This is a genomic window from Pseudomonas silesiensis (assembly GCF_001661075.1).
Taxonomy (GTDB): Bacteria; Pseudomonadota; Gammaproteobacteria; order Pseudomonadales; family Pseudomonadaceae; genus Aquipseudomonas; species Aquipseudomonas silesiensis.
The window spans coordinates 6,326,496-6,350,893 of the sequence record NZ_CP014870.1; the positions used below are offsets into that span (position 1 = coordinate 6,326,496).

Annotated in this window: 18 protein-coding genes; 13 read left to right on the forward strand and 5 right to left on the reverse strand. The window is 60.2% G+C overall.

Annotated features, from left to right (window positions below; translation table 11 throughout):
• Positions 1–261 precede the first annotated feature (261 nt).
• On the reverse strand, positions 262–1,638 hold the full coding sequence (locus PMA3_RS28090; RefSeq protein WP_064680187.1) for an L-serine ammonia-lyase: 1,377 nt from the start codon (positions 1,636–1,638) through the stop codon (positions 262–264).
• 435 nt (positions 1,639–2,073) lie between these two features.
• Here PMA3_RS28090 and PMA3_RS28095 point away from each other — a divergent pair, with 435 nt between their 5' ends.
• From PMA3_RS28095 to choV, 3 genes are all read left to right on the forward strand, one after another.
• Positions 2,074–3,021 (forward strand): choline ABC transporter substrate-binding protein, encoded by a 948-nt coding sequence (locus PMA3_RS28095; protein WP_064680188.1) that lies wholly within the window; start codon positions 2,074–2,076, stop codon positions 3,019–3,021.
• Positions 3,022–3,087: 66 nt separating this feature from the next.
• Positions 3,088–3,933 (forward strand): choline ABC transporter permease subunit, encoded by an 846-nt coding sequence (gene choW / locus PMA3_RS28100; protein WP_064680189.1) that lies wholly within the window; start codon positions 3,088–3,090, stop codon positions 3,931–3,933.
• On the forward strand, positions 3,930–5,108 hold the full coding sequence (gene choV / locus PMA3_RS28105) for a choline ABC transporter ATP-binding protein (protein ID WP_064680190.1): 1,179 nt from the start codon (positions 3,930–3,932) through the stop codon (positions 5,106–5,108). Before choW ends, choV begins: the two co-directional genes overlap by 4 nt.
• Before the next feature lie 116 nt (positions 5,109–5,224).
• Here the strand turns inward: choV and PMA3_RS28110 are convergent, their stop codons facing one another.
• Together PMA3_RS28110 and PMA3_RS28115 are read right to left on the reverse strand one after the other, a co-directional pair.
• Positions 5,225–6,403 carry an integrase core domain-containing protein gene (locus PMA3_RS28110; RefSeq protein ID WP_064675632.1) on the reverse strand — a complete coding sequence of 393 codons (1,179 nt, stop codon included), beginning with the start codon at positions 6,401–6,403 and terminating at the stop codon, positions 5,225–5,227.
• 215 nt (positions 6,404–6,618) lie between these two features.
• The gene (locus PMA3_RS28115; protein ID WP_237140748.1) at positions 6,619–8,568 is read right to left on the reverse strand and encodes a BCCT family transporter; all 1,950 of its coding nucleotides are present in this window, start codon (positions 8,566–8,568) and stop codon (positions 6,619–6,621) included.
• A gap of 379 nt (positions 8,569–8,947) precedes the next feature.
• On the opposite strand from PMA3_RS28115, the gene betI reads away from it, so the two are divergent.
• The 10 genes from betI to PMA3_RS28165 all read left to right on the forward strand — a co-directional run bounded on the left by betI (position 8,948) and on the right by PMA3_RS28165 (position 23,368).
• On the forward strand, positions 8,948–9,541 hold the full coding sequence (betI, locus tag PMA3_RS28120; RefSeq protein WP_064680192.1) for a transcriptional regulator BetI: 594 nt from the start codon (positions 8,948–8,950) through the stop codon (positions 9,539–9,541).
• A gap of 109 nt (positions 9,542–9,650) precedes the next feature.
• Positions 9,651–11,123, forward strand: coding sequence for a betaine-aldehyde dehydrogenase (gene betB, locus PMA3_RS28125; protein ID WP_064680821.1), 1,473 nt, complete (start codon positions 9,651–9,653; stop codon positions 11,121–11,123).
• Between the two features lie 152 nt (positions 11,124–11,275).
• A complete protein-coding gene (gene betA, locus PMA3_RS28130; RefSeq protein ID WP_064680193.1) occupies positions 11,276–12,979 on the forward strand; it encodes a choline dehydrogenase in 1,704 nt (567 codons plus the stop codon).
• Between the two features lie 237 nt (positions 12,980–13,216).
• Positions 13,217–14,659 carry a TldD/PmbA family protein gene (locus tag PMA3_RS28135; RefSeq protein WP_064680194.1) on the forward strand — a complete coding sequence of 481 codons (1,443 nt, stop codon included), beginning with the start codon at positions 13,217–13,219 and terminating at the stop codon, positions 14,657–14,659.
• Complete coding sequence (locus PMA3_RS28140; RefSeq protein WP_064680195.1) at positions 14,659–15,996, forward strand: TldD/PmbA family protein; 1,338 nt, start codon at positions 14,659–14,661, stop codon at positions 15,994–15,996. The genes PMA3_RS28135 and PMA3_RS28140 overlap by 1 nt, the downstream gene beginning before the upstream one ends.
• Before the next feature lie 148 nt (positions 15,997–16,144).
• Positions 16,145–17,572 carry a multidrug transporter subunit MdtD gene (mdtD, locus tag PMA3_RS28145; protein WP_064680196.1) on the forward strand — a complete coding sequence of 476 codons (1,428 nt, stop codon included), beginning with the start codon at positions 16,145–16,147 and terminating at the stop codon, positions 17,570–17,572.
• 105 nt (positions 17,573–17,677) lie between these two features.
• Complete coding sequence (gene dbpA / locus PMA3_RS28150; RefSeq protein WP_237140749.1) at positions 17,678–19,015, forward strand: ATP-dependent RNA helicase DbpA; 1,338 nt, start codon at positions 17,678–17,680, stop codon at positions 19,013–19,015.
• A 161-nt stretch (positions 19,016–19,176) separates the two neighbouring features.
• The gene (locus tag PMA3_RS28155) at positions 19,177–20,355 is read left to right on the forward strand and encodes a BaiN/RdsA family NAD(P)/FAD-dependent oxidoreductase (protein WP_064680198.1); all 1,179 of its coding nucleotides are present in this window, start codon (positions 19,177–19,179) and stop codon (positions 20,353–20,355) included.
• Between the two features lie 264 nt (positions 20,356–20,619).
• Positions 20,620–22,803: a YccS family putative transporter gene (gene yccS, locus PMA3_RS28160; protein ID WP_064680199.1), complete on the forward strand. Its 2,184-nt coding sequence runs from the start codon at positions 20,620–20,622 to the stop codon at positions 22,801–22,803.
• A gap of 112 nt (positions 22,804–22,915) precedes the next feature.
• Entirely contained in the window at positions 22,916–23,368 is a 453-nt protein-coding gene (locus PMA3_RS28165; protein WP_064680200.1) for a GNAT family N-acetyltransferase, read from the forward strand.
• Positions 23,369–23,504: 136 nt separating this feature from the next.
• Here PMA3_RS28165 and PMA3_RS28170 read toward each other — a convergent pair whose 3' ends face one another.
• Both PMA3_RS28170 and PMA3_RS28175 read right to left on the reverse strand, forming a co-directional pair.
• Positions 23,505–23,801, reverse strand: a complete 297-nt coding sequence (locus PMA3_RS28170) for a winged helix-turn-helix domain-containing protein (protein WP_064680201.1) — start codon at positions 23,799–23,801, stop codon at positions 23,505–23,507.
• A gap of 92 nt (positions 23,802–23,893) precedes the next feature.
• Positions 23,894–24,385 (reverse strand): M48 metallopeptidase family protein, encoded by a 492-nt coding sequence (locus PMA3_RS28175; protein ID WP_064680822.1) that lies wholly within the window; start codon positions 24,383–24,385, stop codon positions 23,894–23,896.
• Positions 24,386–24,398: the final 13 nt, after the last annotated feature.

A 24,398-nucleotide genomic window follows, 5' to 3' on the forward strand; every position in this document is an offset into this window, starting at 1 on the left:
GGTCTGCGACGGGGCTGGGAAGAGTGTCACCACAAGCACGGGTGACGGGCGGTAATGGCCAATCTGGATCCGTGATCCAGATGAAGGCGCTTATCTGTAAGCGACGCGCCAAAACGTGGCGCGTTTTGAATCGGGTGTTCATTTAGTGCGCAGTTTTGACTGGTCTGGCGCCTTCGCGGGCAAGCCTCGCTCCTACAGGTTTTGTATTGCCCTTGTAGGAGCGAGGCTTGCCCGCGAACGAGGCGACGCGGTCTTACTGAATCAACACTCCACCGCGCTAACCGCCAACCCGCCCCGCGATGTCTCTTTATATTTGTCATGCATATCAGCCCCGGTATCACGCATGGTGCGGATCACCCGATCCAGCGAGATAAAGTGCTGACCGTCGCCCCGCAGCGCCATCTGTGCCGCGTTGATCGCCTTCACCGCCGCAATCGCATTACGCTCGATGCACGGCACCTGCACCAGCCCACCCACCGGATCACAGGTCAGGCCGAGGTTGTGTTCCAGGCCGATCTCCGCCGCGTTGCACAGTTGCTCCGGCGTAGCCCCGAGAATCTCTGCCAACCCCGCAGCCGCCATGGCGCAAGCCGAACCGACCTCGCCCTGGCAACCGACTTCCGCACCGGAAATCGAAGCGTTCTTTTTGCACAGGATCCCCACCGCCGCCGCACTGAGGAAATAGTCGACCACGTTGGCGTCGGTCACCGCTTCGCTGAACTTCATAAAGTAGTGCAGGACCGCCGGAATGATGCCCGCCGCGCCGTTGGTCGGTGCCGTGACCATACGCCCGCCAGCGGCGTTTTCTTCATTGACCGCCAGGGCGAACAGGTTGACCCACTCCATGGCGCTCAGGGTCGAGCCAATCACGTTGGGCTTGTTCAACTCCTGCAGGCTACGGTGCAGCTTGGCCGCGCGTCGGCGCACATTCAGGCCGCCAGGCAGGATGCCTTCGTGCTTGAGGCCCTGTTCGACGCAATCCTGCATCGCGCGCCAGAGCTTCATCAGGCCGGTACGGATTTCTTCTTCGCTGCGCCAGACCTTCTCGTTGGCCATCATCAGTTCGGCAACGCGCAGGTCGTGCTGCTTGCACAGACTGAGCAGCTCGGCGGCGCTGGAGAAGTCGTACGGCAACACCGTGCGATCCAGGTCCACCACTCCGCTGCTGGCTTGTGCTTCATCGACGACAAACCCGCCGCCGATGGAATAGTAGGTATCGCGATGCAGCTCACCGTCATCACCCTCGGCAACCAGGGTCATGGCGTTGGGATGGAATGGCAGGTTTTCGTCGATCAGGCGCATATCCCGGGCCCAGATGAACGGCACCGGCAAACGCCCATCGAGCAACAGCGTGTCGGTTTCACGCAAGGTGGCGATATGGAGGCCGATCTGCGACGGATCGATCGCGTCCGGCCACTCGCCCATCAGCCCCATGATCACTGCGTTGTCGCTGCCGTGTCCGATGCCGGTGGCTGACAGCGACCCGTACAGCTGAACCTCGATACGCCGCACTTGCTCCACAAGCCCCTGCTCACGCATACCTTGCACGAACAACGCCGCGGCCCGCATGGGCCCAACGGTGTGCGAACTGGAAGGGCCAATACCGATTTTGAACAGGTCGAAAACGCTGATAGCCATTGCTGCCGAACTCCTGGATGTGCCAACTCCAGACGCAAAAGCGCCTGGCGACGGAGCTGCTACGCTCAAGCTGCAATCCGCCGGTATGGCTGCATCATCAGGCTTTTACCCTGTCATTCGACGTCTGACACCGACGTACTCTTGTCCACAAACGCCGCGTGCGTTTTACGCTGTGTTTTCGGCGTTTTTTTGCAGTTCAGAGCAACGAACAGGGCTGAAAAAAGCTGTAAGCGACGTCACCGACACTGGATGCGACCCTCCCTGTACTGGTTACGACGCACCCTGTAGGCGTCAGATTTTCACTGGTACATGATCGTATCGACTCGATTGCAAGGCGCCGTGGTAGAGATGTCTCCAAAACGCCATCCAACCGCAACCTATAAGTGCGGTGGTCCAGTCGGAACACTGCCAAAAAAAACACCAAGGAGTCCATTCATGAAAGGTTCCCCGCCGTTGTTGTTGGCCGCCATGCTGAGTCTGCCGTTTCTGGCGCAAGCCGCCGAACCGGCTCAGTGCAAAACCGTAAACTTCTCCGATGTCGGCTGGACTGACATCACCGTGACTACCGCCACCACCAGCGTCGTGCTCGATGCCCTGGGCTACAAGACCAAGACCACGATGATTTCCGTGCCGGTGACCTACAAATCCCTGGCCGATGGCAAGAACATGGACGTATTCCTGGGTAACTGGATGCCGACCATGGAAAACGACATCAAGGCCTACCGCGATGCCGGCACCGTGGACACCCTGCGCGCCAACCTGGAAAACGCAAAATACACCCTCGCCGTCCCCGAAGAGTTGTATAACAAGGGTCTGAAGGATTTTGCCGACATCGCCAAGTTCAAGAAAGAACTCGACGGCAAGATCTACGGCATCGAACCGGGCAACGACGGCAACCGCCTGATTCAGAGCATGATCGACAAGAACGCCTTCGGCTTGAAAGACGCCGGCTTCAAGGTGGTCGAATCCAGCGAGGCAGGCATGCTCTCGCAAGTCGATCGCGCCCAGCGCCGCAACACCGCCGTGGTGTTCCTGGGCTGGGAACCGCACCCGATGAACACGCGTTTCAAGATGAAGTACCTGACCGGCGGCGACGACTTCTTCGGCCCGAACTTCGGTCAGGCGACCATCTTCACCAACACCCGCAAGGGCTACGCGCAGGAATGCAGCAACGTGGGTCAGTTGCTGAAAAACCTGGTGTTTACCCTCGACATGGAAAGCACGCTGATGGGCAACGTCCTGGACGACAAAATGAAGCCTGACGCGGCCGCCAAGGCCTGGCTGAAAAAGAATCCACAGGTCCTCGATACCTGGCTCGCTGGCGTGACCACCATTGACGGTAAACCAGGCCTGGAGGCCGTTAAAGCCAAGCTCGCTCAGTAATCGCTTACGCCGGGGGAGGCAACTTCCCCGGGCTGTTTATTTCCTTGCATGCGGACGTTCACTACCATGCTGATTGATCAGAAAATACCTTTAGGCCAGTACATCGCAGGCTTCGTTGAATGGTTGACGCAAAACGGCGCCAGCACTTTCGACGCCATCGCCGTGTCACTGGAAACGATGATCCACGGCGTGACTTTCGCGCTGACCTGGTTCAACCCGCTGGCATTGATCGGCCTCATCGCGCTACTGGCACACTTCATTCAACGAAAGTGGGGCCTGACCGTTTTTGTCATCGCCTCCTTCCTGCTGATCCTCAACCTGGGGTACTGGCAGGAAACCATGGAAACCCTCGCCCAGGTGTTGTTCGCCACCCTGGTCTGCGTGCTGATCGGCGTGCCATTGGGCATCGTCGCCGCGCATAAACCGATGTTCTACACAGTGATGCGGCCGGTACTCGATCTGATGCAGACCGTGCCGACCTTCGTCTACCTCATTCCTACCCTGACCCTCTTCGGTCTGGGTGTGGTCCCGGGCCTGATTTCCACGGTGGTGTTCGCGATTGCCGCGCCCATCCGCCTGACTTACCTGGGTATTCGCGATGTCCCGGAAGAATTGATGGACGCTGGCAAGGCCTTTGGCTGCTCGCGACGTCAACTGCTCTCACGGATTGAATTGCCCCACGCCATGCCAAGCATCGCGGCCGGTATCACCCAGTGCATCATGCTGTCGTTGTCGATGGTGGTGATCGCGGCACTGGTGGGCGCCGACGGCCTGGGCAAACCCGTGGTCAACGCACTGAACACTGCTGATATCGCCCTGGGCTTCGAAGCAGGCCTGGCGATCGTACTGCTGGCGATCATGCTCGACCGTATCTGCAAACAACCCGAAGCCAAAGTAGGGGGTGACGCATGAGCATTATTCGCTTCGATAACGTCGACGTAATTTTCTCCAAGGATCCACGCGAGGCACTCAAGCTGCTGGATCAAGGCATGACCCGTAACGAGATCCTGAAAAAGACCGGGCAGATCGTAGGGGTCGAAAAGGCCAGCCTGGACGTCGAAAAAGGTGAAATCTGCGTACTGATGGGCCTGTCCGGCTCGGGCAAGTCCAGTCTGTTGCGCTGCATCAACGGCCTCAACACCGTCAGCCGCGGCAAATTGTTCGTCGAGCACGAAGGCAAGCAGATCGACATCGCCTCTTGCACTCCGGCAGAACTGAAAATGATGCGCACCAAGCGCATTGCGATGGTGTTCCAGAAGTTCGCCCTGATGCCTTGGCTGACCGTTCGCGAGAACATCAGTTTCGGTCTGGAAATGCAGGGTCGCCCTGAGAAAGAACGCCGCAAACTGGTGGATGAAAAGCTTGAGCTGGTGGGGCTGACCCAATGGCGCAACAAGAAACCCAACGAGCTGTCCGGTGGTATGCAACAACGCGTGGGCCTGGCCCGTGCACTGGCGATGGACGCCGACATCCTGCTGATGGACGAACCGTTCTCGGCCCTCGACCCGCTGATCCGCCAGGGCCTGCAGGACGAACTGCTGGAACTGCAACGCAAACTGAGCAAGACCATCGTTTTCGTGAGCCACGACCTCGATGAAGCCCTGAAGCTCGGCAGCCGTATTGCAATCATGAAAGACGGTCGGATCATTCAGTACAGCAAACCTGAAGAGATCGTGTTGAACCCGGCGGACGATTACGTGCGGACATTCGTCGCCCACACCAATCCGCTGAACGTGCTGTGCGGTCGCAGCCTGATGCGCACCCTGGACAATTGCAAGCGTATCAACGGTTCGGTATGCCTGGATCCGGGTGGCGATTCGTGGCTGGACCTGGCCGAAGGCAACACCATCAAGGGCGCTCGCCAGAACGGCGCGAGCCTGGACCTGCAGAACTGGATCCCAGGGCAAGCGGTTGAAGGGTTGGGGCGTCGGCCGACATTGGTCGACTCCAACATCGGCATGCGCGATGCCTTGCAGATCCGTTATCAGACCGGCAACAAGCTGGTGCTGCACGATAACAACAAGGTGGTCGGGATTCTCGGGGACAGCGAGTTGTATCACGCGCTGCTCGGCAAGAACCTGGGGTAAGAAGCAACACACACAAAAACGCCGCGACAGGATCGCGGCGTTTTTGTTTATGGGATATCGGGTCAAGCAGTTTCGATGCTTATGGCCCCTTCGCTGTGTAGAAACGGACACATCCTTTACGACTGAAACCGGGGACATCCTTTACGTTTCTGTTGGCTTGAAAGGCGGCTCTCGCCGCTTTTCAGTCTGCCTAAAAGGTAGTTGCAAAGGTAAATATCCCACACATCATCGTCCACTTCCTTCAGTCCTAGCGCCTCACCTGCCAAAGATTCACTGACGAAAATCATTTTGCCTTTCCATTTCATCGATCCATTTTGTCGGATCATGCGGATCCTCATATCCGAAGCGTAATCAGCCTCAGGCACGCGTCCGTCGTACTGCCTTGGCGAAGGCTTATACAGATCCGCAGGAACCTTCATCTCTAAAGCCTTATGAGGTCTTACGTAATTGAACTCCTGTCGAAACTGTTCAAATGCCAACTGTTGTTCCACCAGATTACGTTCAGGCGCATGAAGTAATGCAGCCTTGAGCGTTCGATGCATGCGCTCATGACGGCCATTCTGGTCAGGCCGCCCCGGCTGGATTCGCTCAGGGTAGATCCCTAGGCGTATCCACCAAGCCGCCAGGCTGGATATGCGCGAAATGCCGGTGGAGGCAAAGGGGGAGCCGTTGTCTGTGCGAATCACATTAGGCAACCCGTACTCCCGAAACGCCCAGTCGAACCCTTCGCGAGCCCCGGCAACGCTGCTTTGCGCTCTGCACAGCAATAGAAATCGGCTGACGTGATCAGTAATGGTCAGTGGGTAACAACGTTGGCCGTTCTGAAGCGCGAAGTCACCTTTGAAATCCGCCGCCCATGTCTGATTAGGCGCAGTAGCGTCGCGCAGCGGATTTTTCCCCGCTGGCGGGCGATTGAGGAAACGACGTTTTTGCACCAGACCTGCTCGCTTAAGCCATTCGCCTGCCGTGCTGACTGTTGGCCAAGACAACTCTGGATGATCAATCTTAAGGTTATGCACCAGCTTCTCAGGTCCCCAGCTGTGATGCTCGCGCTTGTACGCGACTAGCAGCTCAAGCACCTCATCGCTGATTTTGAAAGGGCTCGTATGCGGACGCCGTGACAGTTCCTTGAGCCCATCAATGCCCTGTGTTTCGTAGCGCGCAAGCCATTTATCCAAAGTGGGTCGGCTGAGCCCGTAGTGACGGGCCAACTCGCTTTTGGAATAGCTGCCTTGCAGCCAGTCGCCTATGAGTTTGATTCGTTGATCCATTGGGGACTCTCGATTCCAGGGCATGGTCAGGCACCTCCTGACCGTATTTCATACCTGTAAACGATGTCTCCGGTTTAAAACGTAAAGGATGTCTCCGGTTTCTACCCGGGCAAGCCCGCTCCCACAGGGGTCGGTGTGGTGAACAATATTTGCATACACCCCCGATCCTGTGGGAGCGGGCTTGCCCGCGATGAAGGCGACGCGGTGCTTCAGGCAGAAACACCGCATCACCTCACAACTCAGCTATAGACGCGGCCAAGGAGCTGCCGATGGCTTTCAAACTGATCGAGCACGTCACGGGTGATCTGATCCTGAGTGAAGCCCATCAAGTCATAGTCCTGGCTGCCGTTGTGCAGGTACACCTCGGCGCGGTAGTAACGTGCGCGGGGTTCCTCGGCACTTTCAGCCGACACCGTGTCGCTCGCCGCCGCCAGATAACCATCCAGGCTCACTTCGTAGACAAACGGATTGCCCTCCTCCATCTCGATGCGCACGCCCATGCAGCGCTTGGCCTTGCCCAGCAGCGTCTGCACGTCCAGCCCCTGCCCGCGCAATTGCACCGTCGCCTCTTCCAGCGCCGGGCTGACGTGCTTGTCCATGAAGCGTTGCACGATCGACTGGTTCGGTTGCAGGTCCAGCTGAGTCAAACGCTCGCTGAAACCACGACGACCGCGGGCGGCGAGTTCCGCCTGCTCCTGTTCGATCTGCACGTCCTGGCGCATGGCCTTGTGCAAGCCGAACATAAAGCACACCAGCACCACCGAGAACGGCAGGCCCGCCAGCACCACCATGGTTTGCATGGCTTCGAAGTTACCGGCAAACAACAGGCCGATGGTCACCAGCGTAATGATCACGGACCAGAAGATCCGCAGCCAGTGCGGCGCATCTTCATCGACATTGCCACCCTTGCACGAAAGGTTGGCCATCATCACCGCGCCAGAATCCGCCGGGGTCAGGAACAGTACGAAGCCGACGAAGATCGATACGCCAATCACCACTTTCGACGCCGGGTAATGCTCCAGCAACTGGTAGATCGCCATGGACGGCTGTTCCAGCGCCGTCTTCCCGAGCTCCACCGCCCCATGGTTCATCACCAGGTCCAGGGCCGAGTTACCGAAGATCGACAGCCAGGCCAGGGTGAAACCCAGCGGGATCAGCAGCACGCCAGCCACCAGCTCACGCACCGTGCGACCACGGGAAATACGCGCGATGAACATGCCGACGAATGGCGCCCAGGAAATCCACCACGCCCAGTAGAACAAGGTCCACAGGCCCAACCAGCGATCGGACTTCTCACTATCGCCTTCGTACACATAGAGGTCGAAGGTCTTCAGCACCACGCTGTTCAGATAGTCACCGACGTTTTGCACGAAGCCGTTGAGCAGGTGCAGGGTCGGGCCGAACAGCAGCACGAAAATCAACAGGCCGCTGAACAACACGATGTTCAGGTTGGACAGACGGCGAATGCCATTTTCGACACCGGACACGGCCGCGATGGTCGCTACGGTGCTCATCACGATGATCACGATCAGCAGGTTCGTATTGCTGTGCTGCATGCCGAACAGGTTTTCAAGGCCCGACGACACTTGCAGCGAACCAATCCCCAGGTTCGTCACCAGGCCCAGCAGGGTCACGAACATGCCGAAGCCGTCCACCGCGTGACCGGCAGCGCCTTTGACCCAACGCTCGCCCACCAGCGGATACAACGCCGAACGCAACGCCAGCGGCTGGTTGTGCCGGTAAGCAAAGTAGGCAACGGCCAACCCGACCAGGGCATAGATCGCCCAGCCGTGCAGGCCCCAGTGCAGGAATGTCAGCTGCACTGCCTGACGGGCGGCAAGGTTGCTGCCGGCCACGCCTTCCGGTGGATTGAAGTAGTGGTCCAGCGGCTCGGATGCACCGAAGTACAGCAGCGAGATGCCGATACCCGACGAAAACAGCATCCCCGCCCAGGCGCCGTAGCTGAAATCCGGGGTGTCGTCCTTGCTGCCCAGTTTGAGCTTGCCATAGGAAGAAAACGCCAGGCCGACCACGAACACCAGGTAGGCGGCAATCACCACCATGTAGTACCAGCCGAAGCTGCGGGACAACCAGGCTTGCGCCGTACCCAGCAGTCTGCCGGCCTCTTGCGGGGCGATGATCAGAATGGCGGTCAACAGCAGGATCAGCGCGGTAGAGGTGTAGAACACCCAACCGTTGACCGTCACCTTCTCGGGCGGGGTCTTTATTAGAGAGGCAGAACTCATGGCACAGGGGCTCCGGCAGTGCGAGAGAAAGACACAAGGCAACGCGATACCCGACCAATCGGTTAGAGGGGCAGCCGACCGACGGGTGATATAAAGACACCCCGAAAAAAGCCCGATCCCCAGGAACGCCAGCGCGTATAGGTTTCGAGCAGTTTTGGATGTCGGTTTTTCGCCATTTACATGTAGGAAAAATCTGTAAGCAGCGACGAATTGTCGCAGATCTTATTCTTTGTTGATTGAACGTTCAATCAAAACAAAATAGACTGGCCTTCAACCCGACAGACGTTTTACGTCCAGCGGAAGGCCTAAGGAGATGTGCAAGATGCCCAAGGTCGGTATGCAACCCATCCGTCGCCAGCAGTTGATCGAAGCCACGCTGCAGGCGGTAGATCAGGTCGGAATGGGGGACGCCAGCATTGCGCTGATCGCCCGTTTGGCCGGCGTCTCGAATGGCATCATCAGTCACTACTTTCAGGACAAGAACGGCCTGATCGCCGCCACGGCGCAGTATCTGATGAGTGTCCTCAGCGAGAACGTCACCGCGCGCCGTCAGGCGCTGGAGGACGACAGCCCGCGGGCTCACCTCCAGGTGATTGTCGAAGGCAACTTCGACGCCAGCCAGGTCAATGGCCCGGCAATGAAAACCTGGCTGGCCTTCTGGGCCACCAGCATGCACCACCCGTCATTGCACAGGTTGCAGCGGATCAACGATCACCGCCTGTATTCCAACCTGTGCTGCCAGTTCCGCCGTGTATTGCCGCTCGATGACGCGCGCAGTGCAGCTCGAGGTCTGGCAGCCCTCATTGACGGTTTGTGGTTGCGCGGCGCGCTGTCGGGAGATGCTTTCGACACCGCGCAGGCGCACCAGATCGCTTACGAATACATGGATTTCCAACTGGCCAAGCAGGTGAGTTAGAGCACATATAAATGCTCAGCCCCTGAACTGCTACTGATCGATGTTGCCACAACCTTATGGCATCACCGCGGTGGCCTACGCCAACCACTTATGCACTTGCGAGGACACTATGGCCCGTTTCGAACTGCAAAAACTTTACATCGATGGCGGTTACTCCGACGCCAGCAGCGACGCCACCTTCGAAGCCATCAACCCGGCTAACGGTGAAGTCCTCGCAACCGTACAGCGTGCGACCAAGGAAGACGTCGAGCGCGCTGTGGTCAGCGCCGAAAAGGGCCAGAAAATCTGGGCCGCGATGACCGCCATGGAGCGTTCGCGCATCCTGCGTCGCGCCGTGGACATCCTGCGCGAGCGCAACGATGAACTGGCTGCCCTGGAAACCCTGGATACCGGCAAGTCGTACTCCGAAACCAAGTATGTCGACATCGTCACCGGTGCTGACGTGCTGGAATACTACGCTGGCCTGGTACCGGCCATCGAAGGCGAGCAGATCCCGCTGCGCACCACGTCTTTCGTTTACACCCGTCGCGAGCCGCTGGGCGTCGTGGCCGGTATCGGCGCGTGGAACTACCCGATCCAGATCGCCCTTTGGAAGTCCGCGCCAGCCCTGGCGGCCGGTAACGCGATGATCTTCAAGCCAAGCGAAGTCACCTCCCTGACCACGCTGAAACTGGCCGAGATCTACACCGAAGCCGGCGTTCCGGCGGGCGTGTTCAACGTGCTGACCGGCAGCGGCCGCGAAGTCGGCACCTGGCTGACCGAACACCCGCGCATCGAGAAAATCTCCTTCACCGGCGGCACCGACACCGGCAAGAAGGTCATGGCCAGCGCTTCGGGTTCGTCCTTGAAAGACGTGACCATGGAACTGGGCGGCAAATCCCCGCTGATCATCTTCGACGACGCCGACCTCGATCGCGCCGCCGACACCGCGATGATGGCCAACTTCTACAGCTCCGGTCAGGTCTGCACCAACGGCACTCGCGTGTTCGTACCGAGCCAGCTGAAAGCGGCTTTCGAAGCCAAGATCGCTGAGCGTGTTGCCCGCATCCGCATCGGCAACCCGGAAGACGAGAACACCAACTTCGGTCCGCTGGTCAGCTTTGCCCACATGGAAAGCGTGCTGGGCTACATCGCCAAGGGCAAGGAAGAAGGCGCTCGCCTGCTGTGCGGCGGTACTCGCCTGACCGACGGCGAATTCGCCAAGGGCGCGTTCGTGGCACCGACCGTGTTCACTGATTGCACCGACGAGATGACCATCGTTCGCGAAGAAATCTTCGGCCCGGTGATGAGCATCCTGACGTACGAAACCGAAGAAGAAGTGATCCGTCGTGCCAACGACACCGACTTCGGCCTGGCCGCCGGCGTCGTCACCAAGGACCTGAACCGCGCTCACCGCGTGATCCATCAACTGGAAGCCGGTATCTGCTGGATCAACGCCTGGGGCGAGTCCGACGCCAAAATGCCGGTCGGCGGCTACAAGCAGTCGGGCGTGGGTCGTGAGAACGGCATCAGCTCGCTGAACAACTTCACACGCATCAAATCGGTACAGGTCGAACTGGGCGATTACGCCTCGGTTTTCTAAGGCGATATCCGCTTCGCCTGCGAGGCCGCCTTCGCGGGCAAGCCTCGCTCCTACAGGTCCTGCGTGGTCCTTGTAGGAGCGAGGCTTGCCCGCGATCGAGTGCGCAGCACTCGTCAGGCCAGACCTGACCAACTTCAAAGAGGGTGCATTCAATGTCCCAAGAATTCGACTACATCATCATCGGTGCCGGCTCGGCCGGTAACACCCTGGCGACCCGTCTGACTGAAGACGAAGGCGTCACCGTCCTGCTGCTCGAAGCCGGCGGCCCGGACTACCGTCTCGACTTCCGCACGCAGATGCCGGCCGCACTGGCCTTCCCGCTGCAAGGCCGCCGCTACAACTGGGCCTACGAAACCGATCCAGAGCCACACATGGACGGTCGTCGGATGGAATGCGGTCGCGGCAAGGGCCTGGGTGGTTCCTCGCTGATCAACGGCATGTGCTACATCCGCGGCAACGCCATGGACTACGACAACTGGGCCAAGCTTCCAGGCCTGGAAGACTGGGACTACCTCAACTGCCTGCCGTATTTCCGCAAGGCGGAAACCCGTGACATCGGCCCGAACGACTACCACGGTGGCGACGGCCCGGTCAGCGTGACCACGCCGAAAGCCGGCAACAACCCGCTGTTCCACGCAATGGTTGAAGCAGGCGTACAAGCCGGTTACCCGCGCACCGAAGACCTGAACGGTTACCAGCAAGAAGGCTTCGGCCCGATGGACCGTACCGTGACGCCGAACGGCCGTCGCGCCAGCACCGCCCGCGGTTACCTGGACATCGCCAAGAAGCGCTCGACCCTGACCATCGTCACCCACGCCCTGACCGACAAGATCCTGTTCGAAGGCAAGCGTGCGGTCGGCGTGCGTTACCTGATCGGCGCCGCTGAAGAACGCATTGAAGCCCGCGCCCGCAAGGAAGTGTTGCTGTGCTCCGGCGCCATCGCATCGCCGCAGATCCTGCAGCGTTCTGGTGTCGGCCCGGCGGAACTGCTGAACAAGCTCGACATCCCGGTGGTTCACGACCTGCCAGGCGTGGGTGAAAACCTGCAGGATCACCTCGAGTTGTACCTGCAATACGCCTGCACCCAACCGGTCTCGCTGTACCCGTCGCTCCTCTGGTACAACCAGCCGGCCATCGGTGCCGAGTGGCTGTTCAACGGCACCGGCATCGGCGCCAGCAACCAGTTCGAAGCCGGCGGTTTCATCCGCTCACGTCCGGAATTCGATTGGCCGAACATCCAGTACCACTTCCTGCCGGTCGCCATTAACTACAACGGCAGCAACGGCGTGAAGGAACACGGTTTCCAGGCGCACATGGGTTCCATGCGCTCGCCGAGCCGCGGTCGCATCCAGGCCAAGTCCAAGGATCCGCGCGAGTACCCGAGCATCCTGTTCAACTACATGGCCACCGAGCAGGACTGGCAGGAATTTCGCGATGGCATCCGCCTGACCCGTGAAATCATGCAACAGCCGGCACTGGACGCCTTCCGTGGCCGCGAAATCAGCCCGGGCATCGAAGTGCAAACCGATGAGCAGCTCGACAAGTTCATCCGCGAACACGCCGAAACCGCGTTCCACCCGTCCTGCTCGTGCAAGATGGGCACCGACGAGATGGCCGTGGTCGATGGCGAAGGTCGTGTGCATGGCATGCAGGGCCTGCGCGTGGTCGATGCCTCGATCATGCCGATCATCACCACGGGCAACCTGAACGCGCCGACCATCATGATCGCCGAGAAAATCGCCGACAAGATCCGTGGTCGCAAGCCGTTGCCGCGCAGCACCGCTGATTATTACGTTGCCGGTGAAGCGCCGGTGCGTGGCAAGCCGTTGCGGGAAGTGAGCCTGACTGCTCAGTAAGACGTAATACCGAGGCGCGCCCTTCGCGGGCAAGCCTCGCTCCTACAGGAGAACGCGATTCCTTGTAGGAGCGAGGCTTGCCCGCGAAGACGCCAGACCAAGCACCATACCTCCCGAAGTAATCCTTTCCTACACCGCCCCGCCCTTGATATCGCTCCCCGCCCAGGCCTAATCTAGCCCCACGCAATCGTTTCACCCCCTCGCAACACCGATGCTCCATACCAAGGAGGTCCACGAATGTTCGATTTCCACCCCCAGCTCAAGCAGCGCTTCGCTGCCTTGCGCACGGGCGCTGAATTCTTTTCGCTGCGTTATGTGCGCGAGTCCGGCCAGTACCTGTCGGTGCGCAAGAACGTCGCCGAGCCTCCAAGCCTGAGCCGGGACGAAGGCGCGATGCTGACGGTTCGGGTCAACGGCGTGGAAACCTATGCCGCGACCAACGACCTGTCCCAATCCGGCCTGCAGGCCGCACTGGACAAAGCCGAGCAACACGCCCGCCGACTCAAGCCCCACGCCCTGCTCGACCTGCGCGAACAAGCCGTTTCCAGTGACCGCGCCGATTACTTCTCGCCGAACCTCGACCAGCCCTTCCCGTCCCTGAGCGATTGCTACCAATTGCTCGGCGCCGAATCCGCGGCCGTGCCCAAGGACGAGCGCCTGGTGAACTGGCAGGTGAGCATCGGCATCACCCACGTCGAGCAGATCTACCTCAACAGCGCCGGCGCCGAGCTGCGCCAGGCTCAACGTTTCGTGTACCCGGGCCTGGACGTCACTGCCTACGATGGCAGCGACAGCCAGACCCGCACCCTCGGCCGCGAGAACTTCGGCCAGCAGGGTGGTTTTGATGTGATCAGCCGCTGCGGCCTGGTGGGTGCCGGTCCTAAAATCGCTGATCAGGCGCTGCAATTGCTACTGGCGCCGAACACCCCGCAAGGCCCACGCGACCTGCTGCTGATGCCCGACCAGATGATGTTGCAGATCCACGAATCCATCGGTCACCCGCTGGAACTGGACCGTATCCTCGGCGACGAGCGCAATTACGCCGGCACCAGTTTCGTCAAGGCTGAAGACTTCGGCAGCCTGCAATACGGCTCCGAACTGCTGAACGTTACCTTCGATCCGGACATCCCTGAACAGCTCGCCAGTTACGGTCATGACGACGACGGCACCGCCGCCAGCAAGCAATTCCTGATCAAGGAAGGTTTGCTGCTGCGACCACTGGGTGGCGCCCTTTCTCAATTCCGGGCCGGCATGAACGGCGTCGCCAACAGCCGCGCCTGTGGCTGGAATCGCCCGCCCATTGACCGCATGGCCAACCTGAACATCGAGCCCGGCGATCAACCGCTGGAGCAGCTGATCGGCAACATCGAGCACGGCATCCTGATGAGCACCAACCGCTCCTGGTCCATCGACGATGCGCGCAACAAGTTCCAGTTCGGCTGCGAATGGGCTCGGCTGATCGAAAATGGCGAACTCAAGGGCGTGGTGAAAAACCCCAACTACCGGGCAATTTCCGCGCAATTCTGGAAGAGCCTCAGCGCCGTGGGCGACGCCAGCACCGTCAAGGTCCTCGGCACACCGAATTGCGGCAAGGGAGAACCGAATCAGGTGATCCGCGTTGGCCATGCGTCGCCGGCCTGTGTGTTCAGCAATGTGGATGTATTTGGAGGAGACGCCTGATGAGTACGTCCAGCAATCAGGCCGAAGCGTTCAAGGCCTTGGTCCACTGGTTGCGCGATGCTGTGCGCGAACCGGAACAATTCACCCTCAGCTACGCCGCCGAGTCGTCGGCCTTCGTGCGTTTCAACCATGCCAAAGTGCGCCAGGCCGGCCAGGTGCAGCAAGCGAGCGTCGGCCTCAAGCTGATCGACGACGGGCGCCACGCGGACCTGAACATTACCCTCTGCGGTGATGCGCAAGTCGATGTTCAGCGCCTGGCCGAAGGGCTGCAACAGTTGCGCGACACCTTGCCTTTGCTGCCGCAGGACCCGTACCTGCTGCTCAACTACACCGGCTGGCAGAGCAGGAATGTGCAGGACCATCCGCTGCCGGACACCGAGCAAGTGGTCGCGCAAATCACCCAGGCGGCCGAAGGGCTGGACCTGGTGGGCTTCTACGCTGCCGGCCCGATCAGTCGGGGTTTCGCCAGTTCTTCAGGCGCGTTTGGCTGGCATCAGGCCAACAGCTTCAACTTCGATTTCAGCCTGTTCCATGACAATGGCCAAGCCGTCAAAGCCAGCTACGCCGGGCATGACTGGAACAGCGAAGGGTTCGCCAGCCGTTTTGCGCAAGCGCGCGAGCAGCTGGCGTTTCTGGGCAGACCGCAACGCACCCTGGCGCCGGGCCAGTACCGCGCCTACCTGGCGCCGGCGGCCATGGGTGAAATCATGGATATGCTGGGCTGGGGCGGTTTCTCGGCACAGTCGATTGCCAGCAAGAACAGTCCGCTGCAGAAGCTTTACGCAGGCGACAGCTCGTTCAGCCCGCTGGTGTCGCTCGATGAGAAGGTAAGCGGTTCATTGAGCCCGGCGTTTTCCGGCGAAGGTTATCCGCGCAGCGATCTTGGATTGATCGTCAATGGCAAGGCCGGCGCGCAGATGGTCAGTTCCCGCAGCGCTGCGGAATATGGCCTGACGGCCAATGGCGCCAGCGGCGGTGAAATGCCGAGCGCGTTGAACATGGCGGCCGGAGAATTGCCTGAGGCAGAGATTCTCAAGCAGCTGGGCACCGGGTTGTACATCAGCAACCTCTGGTACCTGAACTACTCGGACCAGCCGGCGGCACGCCTGACCGGCATGACGCGATTCGCGACCTTCTGGGTCGAGAACGGCGAGATCCAGGCGCCGGTGAGCACCATGCGCTTTGATGACAGCGCCTACAGTTTGCTGGGGTCGCAGCTGGAAGCGTTGACCGCGGAGCGTGAATTACTGCTGTCGGCCAGCACCTACAGTCAGCGCGCCACGGACTCGGCGTTGCTGCCGGGGGCGCTTGTCAGCCGATTGACGTTGACTCTGTAAACACGCATATCCCTGTAGGAGCGAGCTTGCTCGCGATGAATGTGAAGGCGACGCATTTTTCCAGGCAGCACGCGTCATCGTTCACGTCCATCGCGAGCAAGCTCGCTCCTACAGGATCGGTGGAATGCTCACACTGACAAGAGGCCCCATGCCCAACCGCCAACCTCTCGACGCTGTCACTGCCCGCTGGTTGCCCTGGGTTGTTGCCATCGCGTTCTTCATGCAATCCCTCGACGGGACCATCCTCAACACCGCCCTGCCCGCCATGGCCCGAGACCTGGCCGAAGATCCGCTGCGCATGCAAGGCGTGATCATCGCCTACATGCTCACCGTCGCCTTGCTGATCCCGGCCTCAGGCTGGATCGCCGACCGCTTCGGCACCAAGAAAATCTTCTTCGGCGCGATCCTGCTGTTCAGCATCGGCTCGTTGCTCTGCGCCCTGTCGAACACCTTGAGCATGCTGATCGGCGCCCGGGTGATTCAGGGCCTGGGCGGCGCGCTGATGCTGCCGGTCGGGCGCCTGGTGGTGCTGCGCGCCTACCCGCGCTCGGAGCTGGTGCGGATCATGGGCTTTATCACCATTCCCGGACTGCTCGGCCCCCTGCTAGGCCCGACCATGGGAGGCTGGATGGTGGAATACCTGACCTGGCACTGGATCTTCCTGATCAACCTGCCGGTGGGCGCCATCGGATGCTACGCCGTGTGGAAATTCATCCCTGATCTGCGCGGCACCGAGCGCACCCGTTTCGACAGCCTGGGGTTTTTGCTGTTTGGCGCGGCGATGGTGCTGATCACCATTGCCATGGAAGGACTCGGCGAACTGCACCTGCCGCACTTGCGCGTAATGTTGCTGCTGTTCGGCGGCATGGCCTGCCTGGCCGCGTACTGGCTGCGCGCCGGGCACATCGACAATCCACTGTTCGCACCCTCGCTGTTCAAGACCCGGACGTTTGCCGTGGGCATCCTCGGCAACCTCTTCGCCCGCCTGGGCAGCGGCGCGTTGCCGTTCCTCGTGCCGTTGCTGCTGCAAGTGGCCCTGGGTTATTCGCCCTCCCAGGCCGGGATGAGCATGTTGCCGCTGGCTGCCGCGGCGATGGTCGCCAAGTCGGTGGCCCGACCGCTGATCGAGCGCCTGGGCTATCGCATCGTGCTGACCGGTAACACCCTGGCGCTGGGACTGATGCTGGCGAGCATGGGCCTGGTCAGCGAGCAGACGCCGTACTGGTTGCTGCTGGGAATGCTGGCGATCCTCGGCGCCATCAACTCGCTGCAGTTCACCGCGATGAATACCGTGACCCTGATCGACCTCGACGACGCCAGCGCCAGCAGCGGCAACAGCTTGCTGTCGGTGGTCGCGCAATTGTCCCTCAGCCTGGGCGTCGCCTGCGCTGGCGCACTGCTCGGCGGCTTTACCGCAGAAGCCGGCAATGACGGCGTAGACACTGTTCTGGGTGCATTCCAGCTGACCTTTGTGACGGTTGGAATCATGGCGATGCTGGCCGCGACAATCTTCTCGCAGCTCTCAAAGGAAGACGGACGGCGCGTCAAGCGTCCGGAAGAACACATAGAGCCTTAGGGCGAATGGCCATGGGACTGATACACTGCGCGACATTTTGTTTTGCAGGCCAGTCCCGTGACCACCATCGCCACCGCTTTTAATACTTTGCCGCTGTCCGCCGCCATGCTGGCTAACCTCGACTCCCTCGGTTATGCCCAGATGACGCCGATCCAGGCGCAAAGCTTGCCGGTGATCCTCAAGGGGATGGACCTGATCGCCCAGGCGAAGACCGGCAGCGGCAAGACCGCCGCCTTCGGTATCGGCCTGTTGAACCCGATCAATCCGCGCTTCTTCGGTTGCCAGGCGCTGGTCATCTGTCCGACCCGTGAGCTGGCTGACCAGGTCGCCAAGGAAATCCGTCGCCTGGCCCGTGCCGAAGACAACATCAAGGTCCTGACTCTGTGCGGCGGCGTGTCGTTCGGTCCGCAGATCGGTTCTCTGGAGCACGGCGCGCACATCATCGTCGGCACCCCGGGCCGCCTCCAGCAGCATTTGCGCAAAGGTTCGCTGGTGCTCCATGGCCTGAACACGCTGATCCTCGACGAAGCCGACCGCATGCTCGACATGGGCTTCTACGACTCCATCGAAGAAATCATTGCCCAGACCCCAGAGCGTCGCCAGACCCTGCTGTTCTCCGCCACGTACCCGACGGGTATCAAGCAGTTGGCAGCGAAATTCATGCGCACCCCTCAGATCGTGAAGGCCGAGGCGTTCCACGACGACACGCAGATCGAGCAGCGTTTCTACGAGATTTCCCCAGAAGAGCGCATGGACGCCGTGGTCAAAGTCCTCGGGCATCATCGTCCGGCCTCCTGTGTCGCCTTCTGCTTCACCAAGCAGCAGGTTCAGGAAACCGTTGATCACCTGACCTCCAAAGGTATCTCTGCCGTCGGCCTGCATGGCGATCTGGAACAACGTGACCGTGACCAGGTACTGGCCATGTTCGCCAACCGCAGCACCTCGGTGCTGGTTGCTACCGACGTCGCCGCTCGCGGCCTGGACATCGATGCGCTGGACATGGTGATCAACGTCGAACTGGCCCGTGATTCGGAAATCCACATCCACCGTGTGGGCCGTACCGGTCGTGCTGGTGAGAAAGGTATTGCGATCAGCCTGGTCGCACCGTCCGAAGCGCACCGCGCCCAAGCCATCGAGCTACTGCAGAAGTCGCCGTTGAGCTGGGATCAGCTGGACAACCTCAAATCCCAGGGCGGCGCACCGCTGCTGCCGGTGATGAGCACGCTGGTCATTGGCGCTGGCCGTAAAGACAAGGTTCGTCCGGGCGACATTCTGGGCGCACTGACGGGCGATGCCGGGATTCCGGGGGCCCAGGTGGGCAAGATCGCGATTTTCGACTTCCAGGCTTATGTGGCTGTGGAACGCGGGATCGCCAAGCAAGCCTTGCAGCGCCTGAACGACGGCAAGATCAAGGGTCGTTCGCTGCGCGTGCGTATCCTGTAAAACCGCACCGCCCCCTGTAGGAGCGAGCGATGCGGCGATCCGACTTGCCCGCGAAGAACGATAACTCGGTATACCTGATGCACCGTGTAATCGTTCTTCGCGGGCAAGCCTCGCTCCTACAGGATCTGGGTTAGCCCTGAGATTTATGTGAGGACACCGTTTTGCGCTCTACCGAAGTCGTGATCATTGGCGCTGGCGCCGCAGGGTTGATGTGTGCGCTGACCGCCGCCGGGCGTGGGCGCAAAGTGATGTTGCTCGATCACGCAAACAAGGCCGGCAAGAAAATCCTGATGTCGGGTGGTGGTCGCTGTAATTTCACCAACATGTACACCGAACCGGGCAATTTTCTCTCGCAGAACGAGCATTTCTGCAAATCCGCCTTGGCGCGATACACCCAGTGGGATTTCATCGGCATGGTCGCCAAACACGGCGTGCCGTACCACGAGAAAAAACTCGGCCAATTGTTCTGCGATAACAAATCCAGCGACATCCTCGAGATGCTGCTCAGCGAGTGCGATCAGGTCGGCGTGAGCCTGCATCTGGACACGTCGATCCAGACCATCGAGAAACTCGAACAGGGTTACCTGCTGGACACCACATTGGGCCAGATCACCTGCGAATCGCTGGTGATCGCCACGGGCGGCCTGTCGATTCCGACCTTGGGCGCAACCGGTTTCGGCTATCAGGTGGCCAGACAATTCGGCCACGATTTGCTGCCGACCCGCGCAGGTCTGGTGCCGTTCACCATCACCGATCAGCTCAAGGAGCTTTGCACCGAGCTGTCCGGCACCTCGGTGGATTGCCTGGTGAGCTGTAACGACCAGAGCTTTCGCGAGAACATCCTGTTCACCCACCGCGGCCTCAGCGGCCCGGCGATTTTGCAGATTTCTTCGTTCTGGGAGTCCGGCGACACGGTGGAGATCAACCTGCTGCCGGATCACGACGTGCCGGGCTGGCTGCAACAGCAACAAGCCGAACGCCCGAACAGCGAACTGAAAACCCTGCTGGGTGAAATATTCACCAAGAAGATGGCCAACCTGCTGGCGGACAACTGGTTCGTCTCCAAGCCGATGAAACAGTACACCCATGCGGAAATTGCCGACATCGCGCAGAAACTGGCGAGCTGGACAGTGGTACCGGCCGGCACCGAAGGCTATCGCACGGCCGAAGTGACCCTCGGCGGCGTCGACACCCGCGAGGTTTCGTCCAAGACCATGGAATCGCTGAAAAGCCCTGGCCTTTATTTCATCGGCGAAGTGCTCGATGTCACCGGGCATCTGGGCGGTTTCAATTTCCAGTGGGCCTGGGCCTCCGGGTACGCTGCCGCGCAGTACGTCTGATAGACCGCGTTATCGTTCTTCGCGGGCAAGTCGGATCGCCGCATCGCTCGCTCCTACGGTTTTTGTTTCGTTTGGGATATTGCGTACGACAGAAACCCGTAGGAGCGAGCGATGCGGCGATCCGACTTGCCCGCGAAGGCGTCCGAACAGACAACAGAGAACAATCAAGGAACAGATTTTGCTGTCAGATGTGATCGGCGCCATTGCGTCGACGTCATTACTGGCTCAATTTAGCTTCATTGCCTCGGAAGGCCTTCGCACTTCATGTCATCGACCCCGTTCAGTCAGTCTCTGCGTCGCCTCTGGGCGCTGGATAAATTCAGCTACAGCGTGCGGGTGTTCATCGCCCTGACCGGCAGCATGGCCCTGTGCTGGTATCAGGATGAAATGGCGCTGCTGATCCCGTTGTTCCTGGGCATCATCGCCAGCGCCCTGGCCGAGACCGACGACAGCTGGCAAGGCCGTCTCAACGCCCTGGCCGTGACGCTGGTGTGCTTCAGCGTCGCCGCCGTCTCCGTCGAACTGCTCTTCCCCTACCCCATCGTCTTTGTCATCGCCCTCGCGCTGGCCAGTTTCGGCCTGACCATGCTGGGTGCCTTGGGCGAACGCTATGGTGCGATTGCGTCGGCAACGCTGATCCTGTCGGTCTACACCATGATCGGTGTCGAACAGCGTGGCGGTGCAGTCACTGATTTCTGGCACGAACCGGTGCTGCTGGTGGCCGGTGCGACCTGGTATGGCTTGCTCTCGGTGCTGTGGCAGGCGATGTTCTCCAACCAGCCGGTGCAGCAGAGCCTGGCGCGACTGTTCCGTGAATTGGGTTATTACCTGAAGCTGAAATCGTCGCTGTTCGAGCCGATCCGGCAGATGGACGTGGAAGCTCGCCGCCTGGAACTGGCCCAGCAGAACGGCCGAGTGGTGGCCGCATTGAACGCCGCCAAGGAAATCATCCTGCATCGGGTCGGCAATGGCCGACCAGGGTCAAAAGTCAGCCGTTACCTGAAATTGTACTTCCTCGCCCAGGACATCCACGAGCGCGCCAGCTCCTCGCACTACCCCTACAATGCCCTGGCCGAAGCCTTCTTCCACAGCGACGTGCTGTTCCGCTGTCAGCGCCTGCTGCGCCAGCAAGGCAAAGCCTGCCGCGCGCTGGCCGAGTCGATCCAGATGCGCCAGCCATTCACATATGACGCCAGCTTCGCCGAAGCCCTGAGTGACCTGCACGCCTCCCTCGAACACCTGCGCAACCAGAGCAACCCGGCCTGGCGCGGCCTGCTGCGTTCATTGCGCGCACTGGCGGCCAACCTCGGCACCCTTGACCGTTTGCTCAGCGATGCCAGCAACCCCGACGCGCTGGCCGATGCCACCGACAGCAGCCTGCTCGACCGTTCGCCACGCAGCCTCAAGGATGTGTGGATGCGCTTGCGCACGCAGCTGACGCCGACCTCGCTGCTGTTCCGTCATGCCCTGCGATTGCCCCTGGCCCTGAGCATCGGCTACGGCATGGTGCATTTGATCCACCCGTCCCAGGGTTACTGGATCATCCTCACCACGCTCTTTGTCTGTCAGCCGAACTATGGCGCGACGCGATTAAAGCTGGGTCAGCGGATCATCGGCACCGCCATCGGCCTGACCGTGGCCTGGGCCCTTTTCGATTTGTTCCCCAATCCCCTGATCCAGTCATGCTTCGCGATCGCCGCCGGGGTGGTGTTCTTTATCAGCCGCACCACCCGCTATACCCTGGCGACTGCGGCAATCACCCTGATGGTGTTGTTCTGCTTCAACCAGGTCGGCGACGGGTACGGGCTGTTCCTGCCGCGACTGTTCGATACCTTGCTCGGCAGCCTGATCGCCGGATTGGCGGTGTTCCTGTTTCTGCCGGACTGGCAAGGCCGACGCCTGAACAAAGTGTTGGCCAACACCCTGACCTGCAACAGCGTTTATCTGCGCCAGATCATGCAGCAATACGCTGTCGGCAAAAGCGACGACCTGGCGTATCGCCTGGCCCGACGCAATGCTCACAACGCTGACGCCGCGCTGTCGACCACCTTGGCGAACATGCTGATGGAACCGGGGCATTTTCGTAAGGAAGCGGATGTCGGGTTTCGGTTTCTGGTGCTGTCGCATACCTTGCTCAGCTATTTGTCCGGTCTGGGCGCCCATCGCGACACCCGGCTACCATCGGACGTGCGCGAGCATTTGATCGAGGGTGCGGGGGTGAAACTGGCCGCCAGCATCGATGAAATCGCCCAAGGCCTGGCGACTAAACAGCCGATTGCGATTCAGAGCGATGAGGAAGAGGCCCTGGCCAATGCGCTGGAGCACATGCCGGATGAGATCGATGAAGGGCAACGGCTGGTGCAGACGCAGTTGGGGCTGATCTGCCGGCAGCTGGGGCCGTTGCGCACATTGGCGGCGCATTTGATCAAGGATACGAGCGAGGCGTAGGAGGTGAACAATGACCCGTGACGTTTTGGCCTTTGTCACAGAGTTGTTCGTCATACAGACATCCTTGGCCTGTGCGCTTAGTATCGGAGCGAGTTGATCAAGGAATGTGAAGATGACAATCGATTGGGTCTGCAAACACCACACTGACCTGGGCAAAGAGCAGCTGTATGCCATTCTGCAATTGCGTGCGCAGGTGTTCGTTGTCGAGCAGAAATGCGCCTATCAGGACGTGGATGGCCAGGATCTGGAAGGCGATACCTGCCATTTGATGGCGTGGGACGGGGATCGGCTGGTGGCGTACCTGCGCTTGCTCGACCCGGAGCTACAGGGTGGCGATGTGGTGATCGGGCGGGTCGTAACCGCACCGGAGGCGCGCGGCAAGGGACTGGGTCATGAGTTGATCAACCAGGCATTGAAGCAGGCTGAAAAGCGCTGGCCAGAGGTACCGATCTATCTGTCGGCCCAGTCGCACTTGCAGGGGTATTACGGGCGGTACGGGTTTGTCGTGGCGGGCGAGGAGTTTCTTGAGGATGATATTCCGCATATAGGGATGCGTCGTCCCTGAGGCCCCCTTCGCGAGCAAGCCCGCTCCCACAGGTTCCGGGTTGGATTACAAATTTGTATTCCATCCGCGATCACTGTGGGAGCTGGCTTGTCGGATCGCCGCACCGCAGCGATGGCGTTAGCACAGGCGCCGAATATCAGGGGTAGTCCAACACCGCCTTGATCTGCCGCAAATGACGCTCGATCCATCCCCGGTCAATCGCCCCCCACTCGCGAATCCGATAACGCCCGGCATGATTGCGCGCGCCTTCTTCCTGTTCGAACTCGCAAACAATATCCAGGTCCGCCAGCGCCGCGATGGTGTCCTGCGCCGTGCGCCGGGGCATGCCGGTCACTTCGGTCAACGCCGGGACGCTGCTCGCCAGCCCGCTGTCGATAAGGTACGCCACGTACAACCGGCGGTAGAAGCTGCTCTTGGTCTTGCTGACATCCATCCCTGCGCTCCACATCATTCAGACGATCAAAAGATAGCAGCCCCGCAGGCGCTGCCGAAAGCTCGGGCGCCGTTCGGACGATCTGTTGATCTTTATTGCATATCCCGCCAGGTCAGATAAACCCGCAGGTCAAACTCCACCTGGTGATACCCCGGCAACATGTGTTCGCACAACTTGTAGAACGCCTTGTTGTGATCCGACTCCTTGAAATGCGCCAGTTCATGCACCACGATCATTTTCAGAAACTCGGAAGGTGCCTCCTTGAACAACGAGGCCACGCGAATTTCTTTCTTGGCCTTGAGCTTGCCACCCTGCACCCGGGAGATCGTGGTGTGCAGGCCGAGGGCACGATGGGTCAGGTCCAGGCGGTTGTCGAACAAGACCTTGTCGATGGCCGCAGCGTTACGCAAGAACGCCTGCTTCAAGTCCAGCGCGTACGTATACAGCGCCTTGTCGCTCTGCACGTCGTGCTTCTGCGGGTAACGCTGGCTCAGATAGTCCTCCAGCCGACCTGCGGCGATCAGCTGGCGCACCTGGTCCTGCAATGCAACGGGATAAGCCTGGAGGTATTTCAACACGGTCATCGGGGCGGGCAAC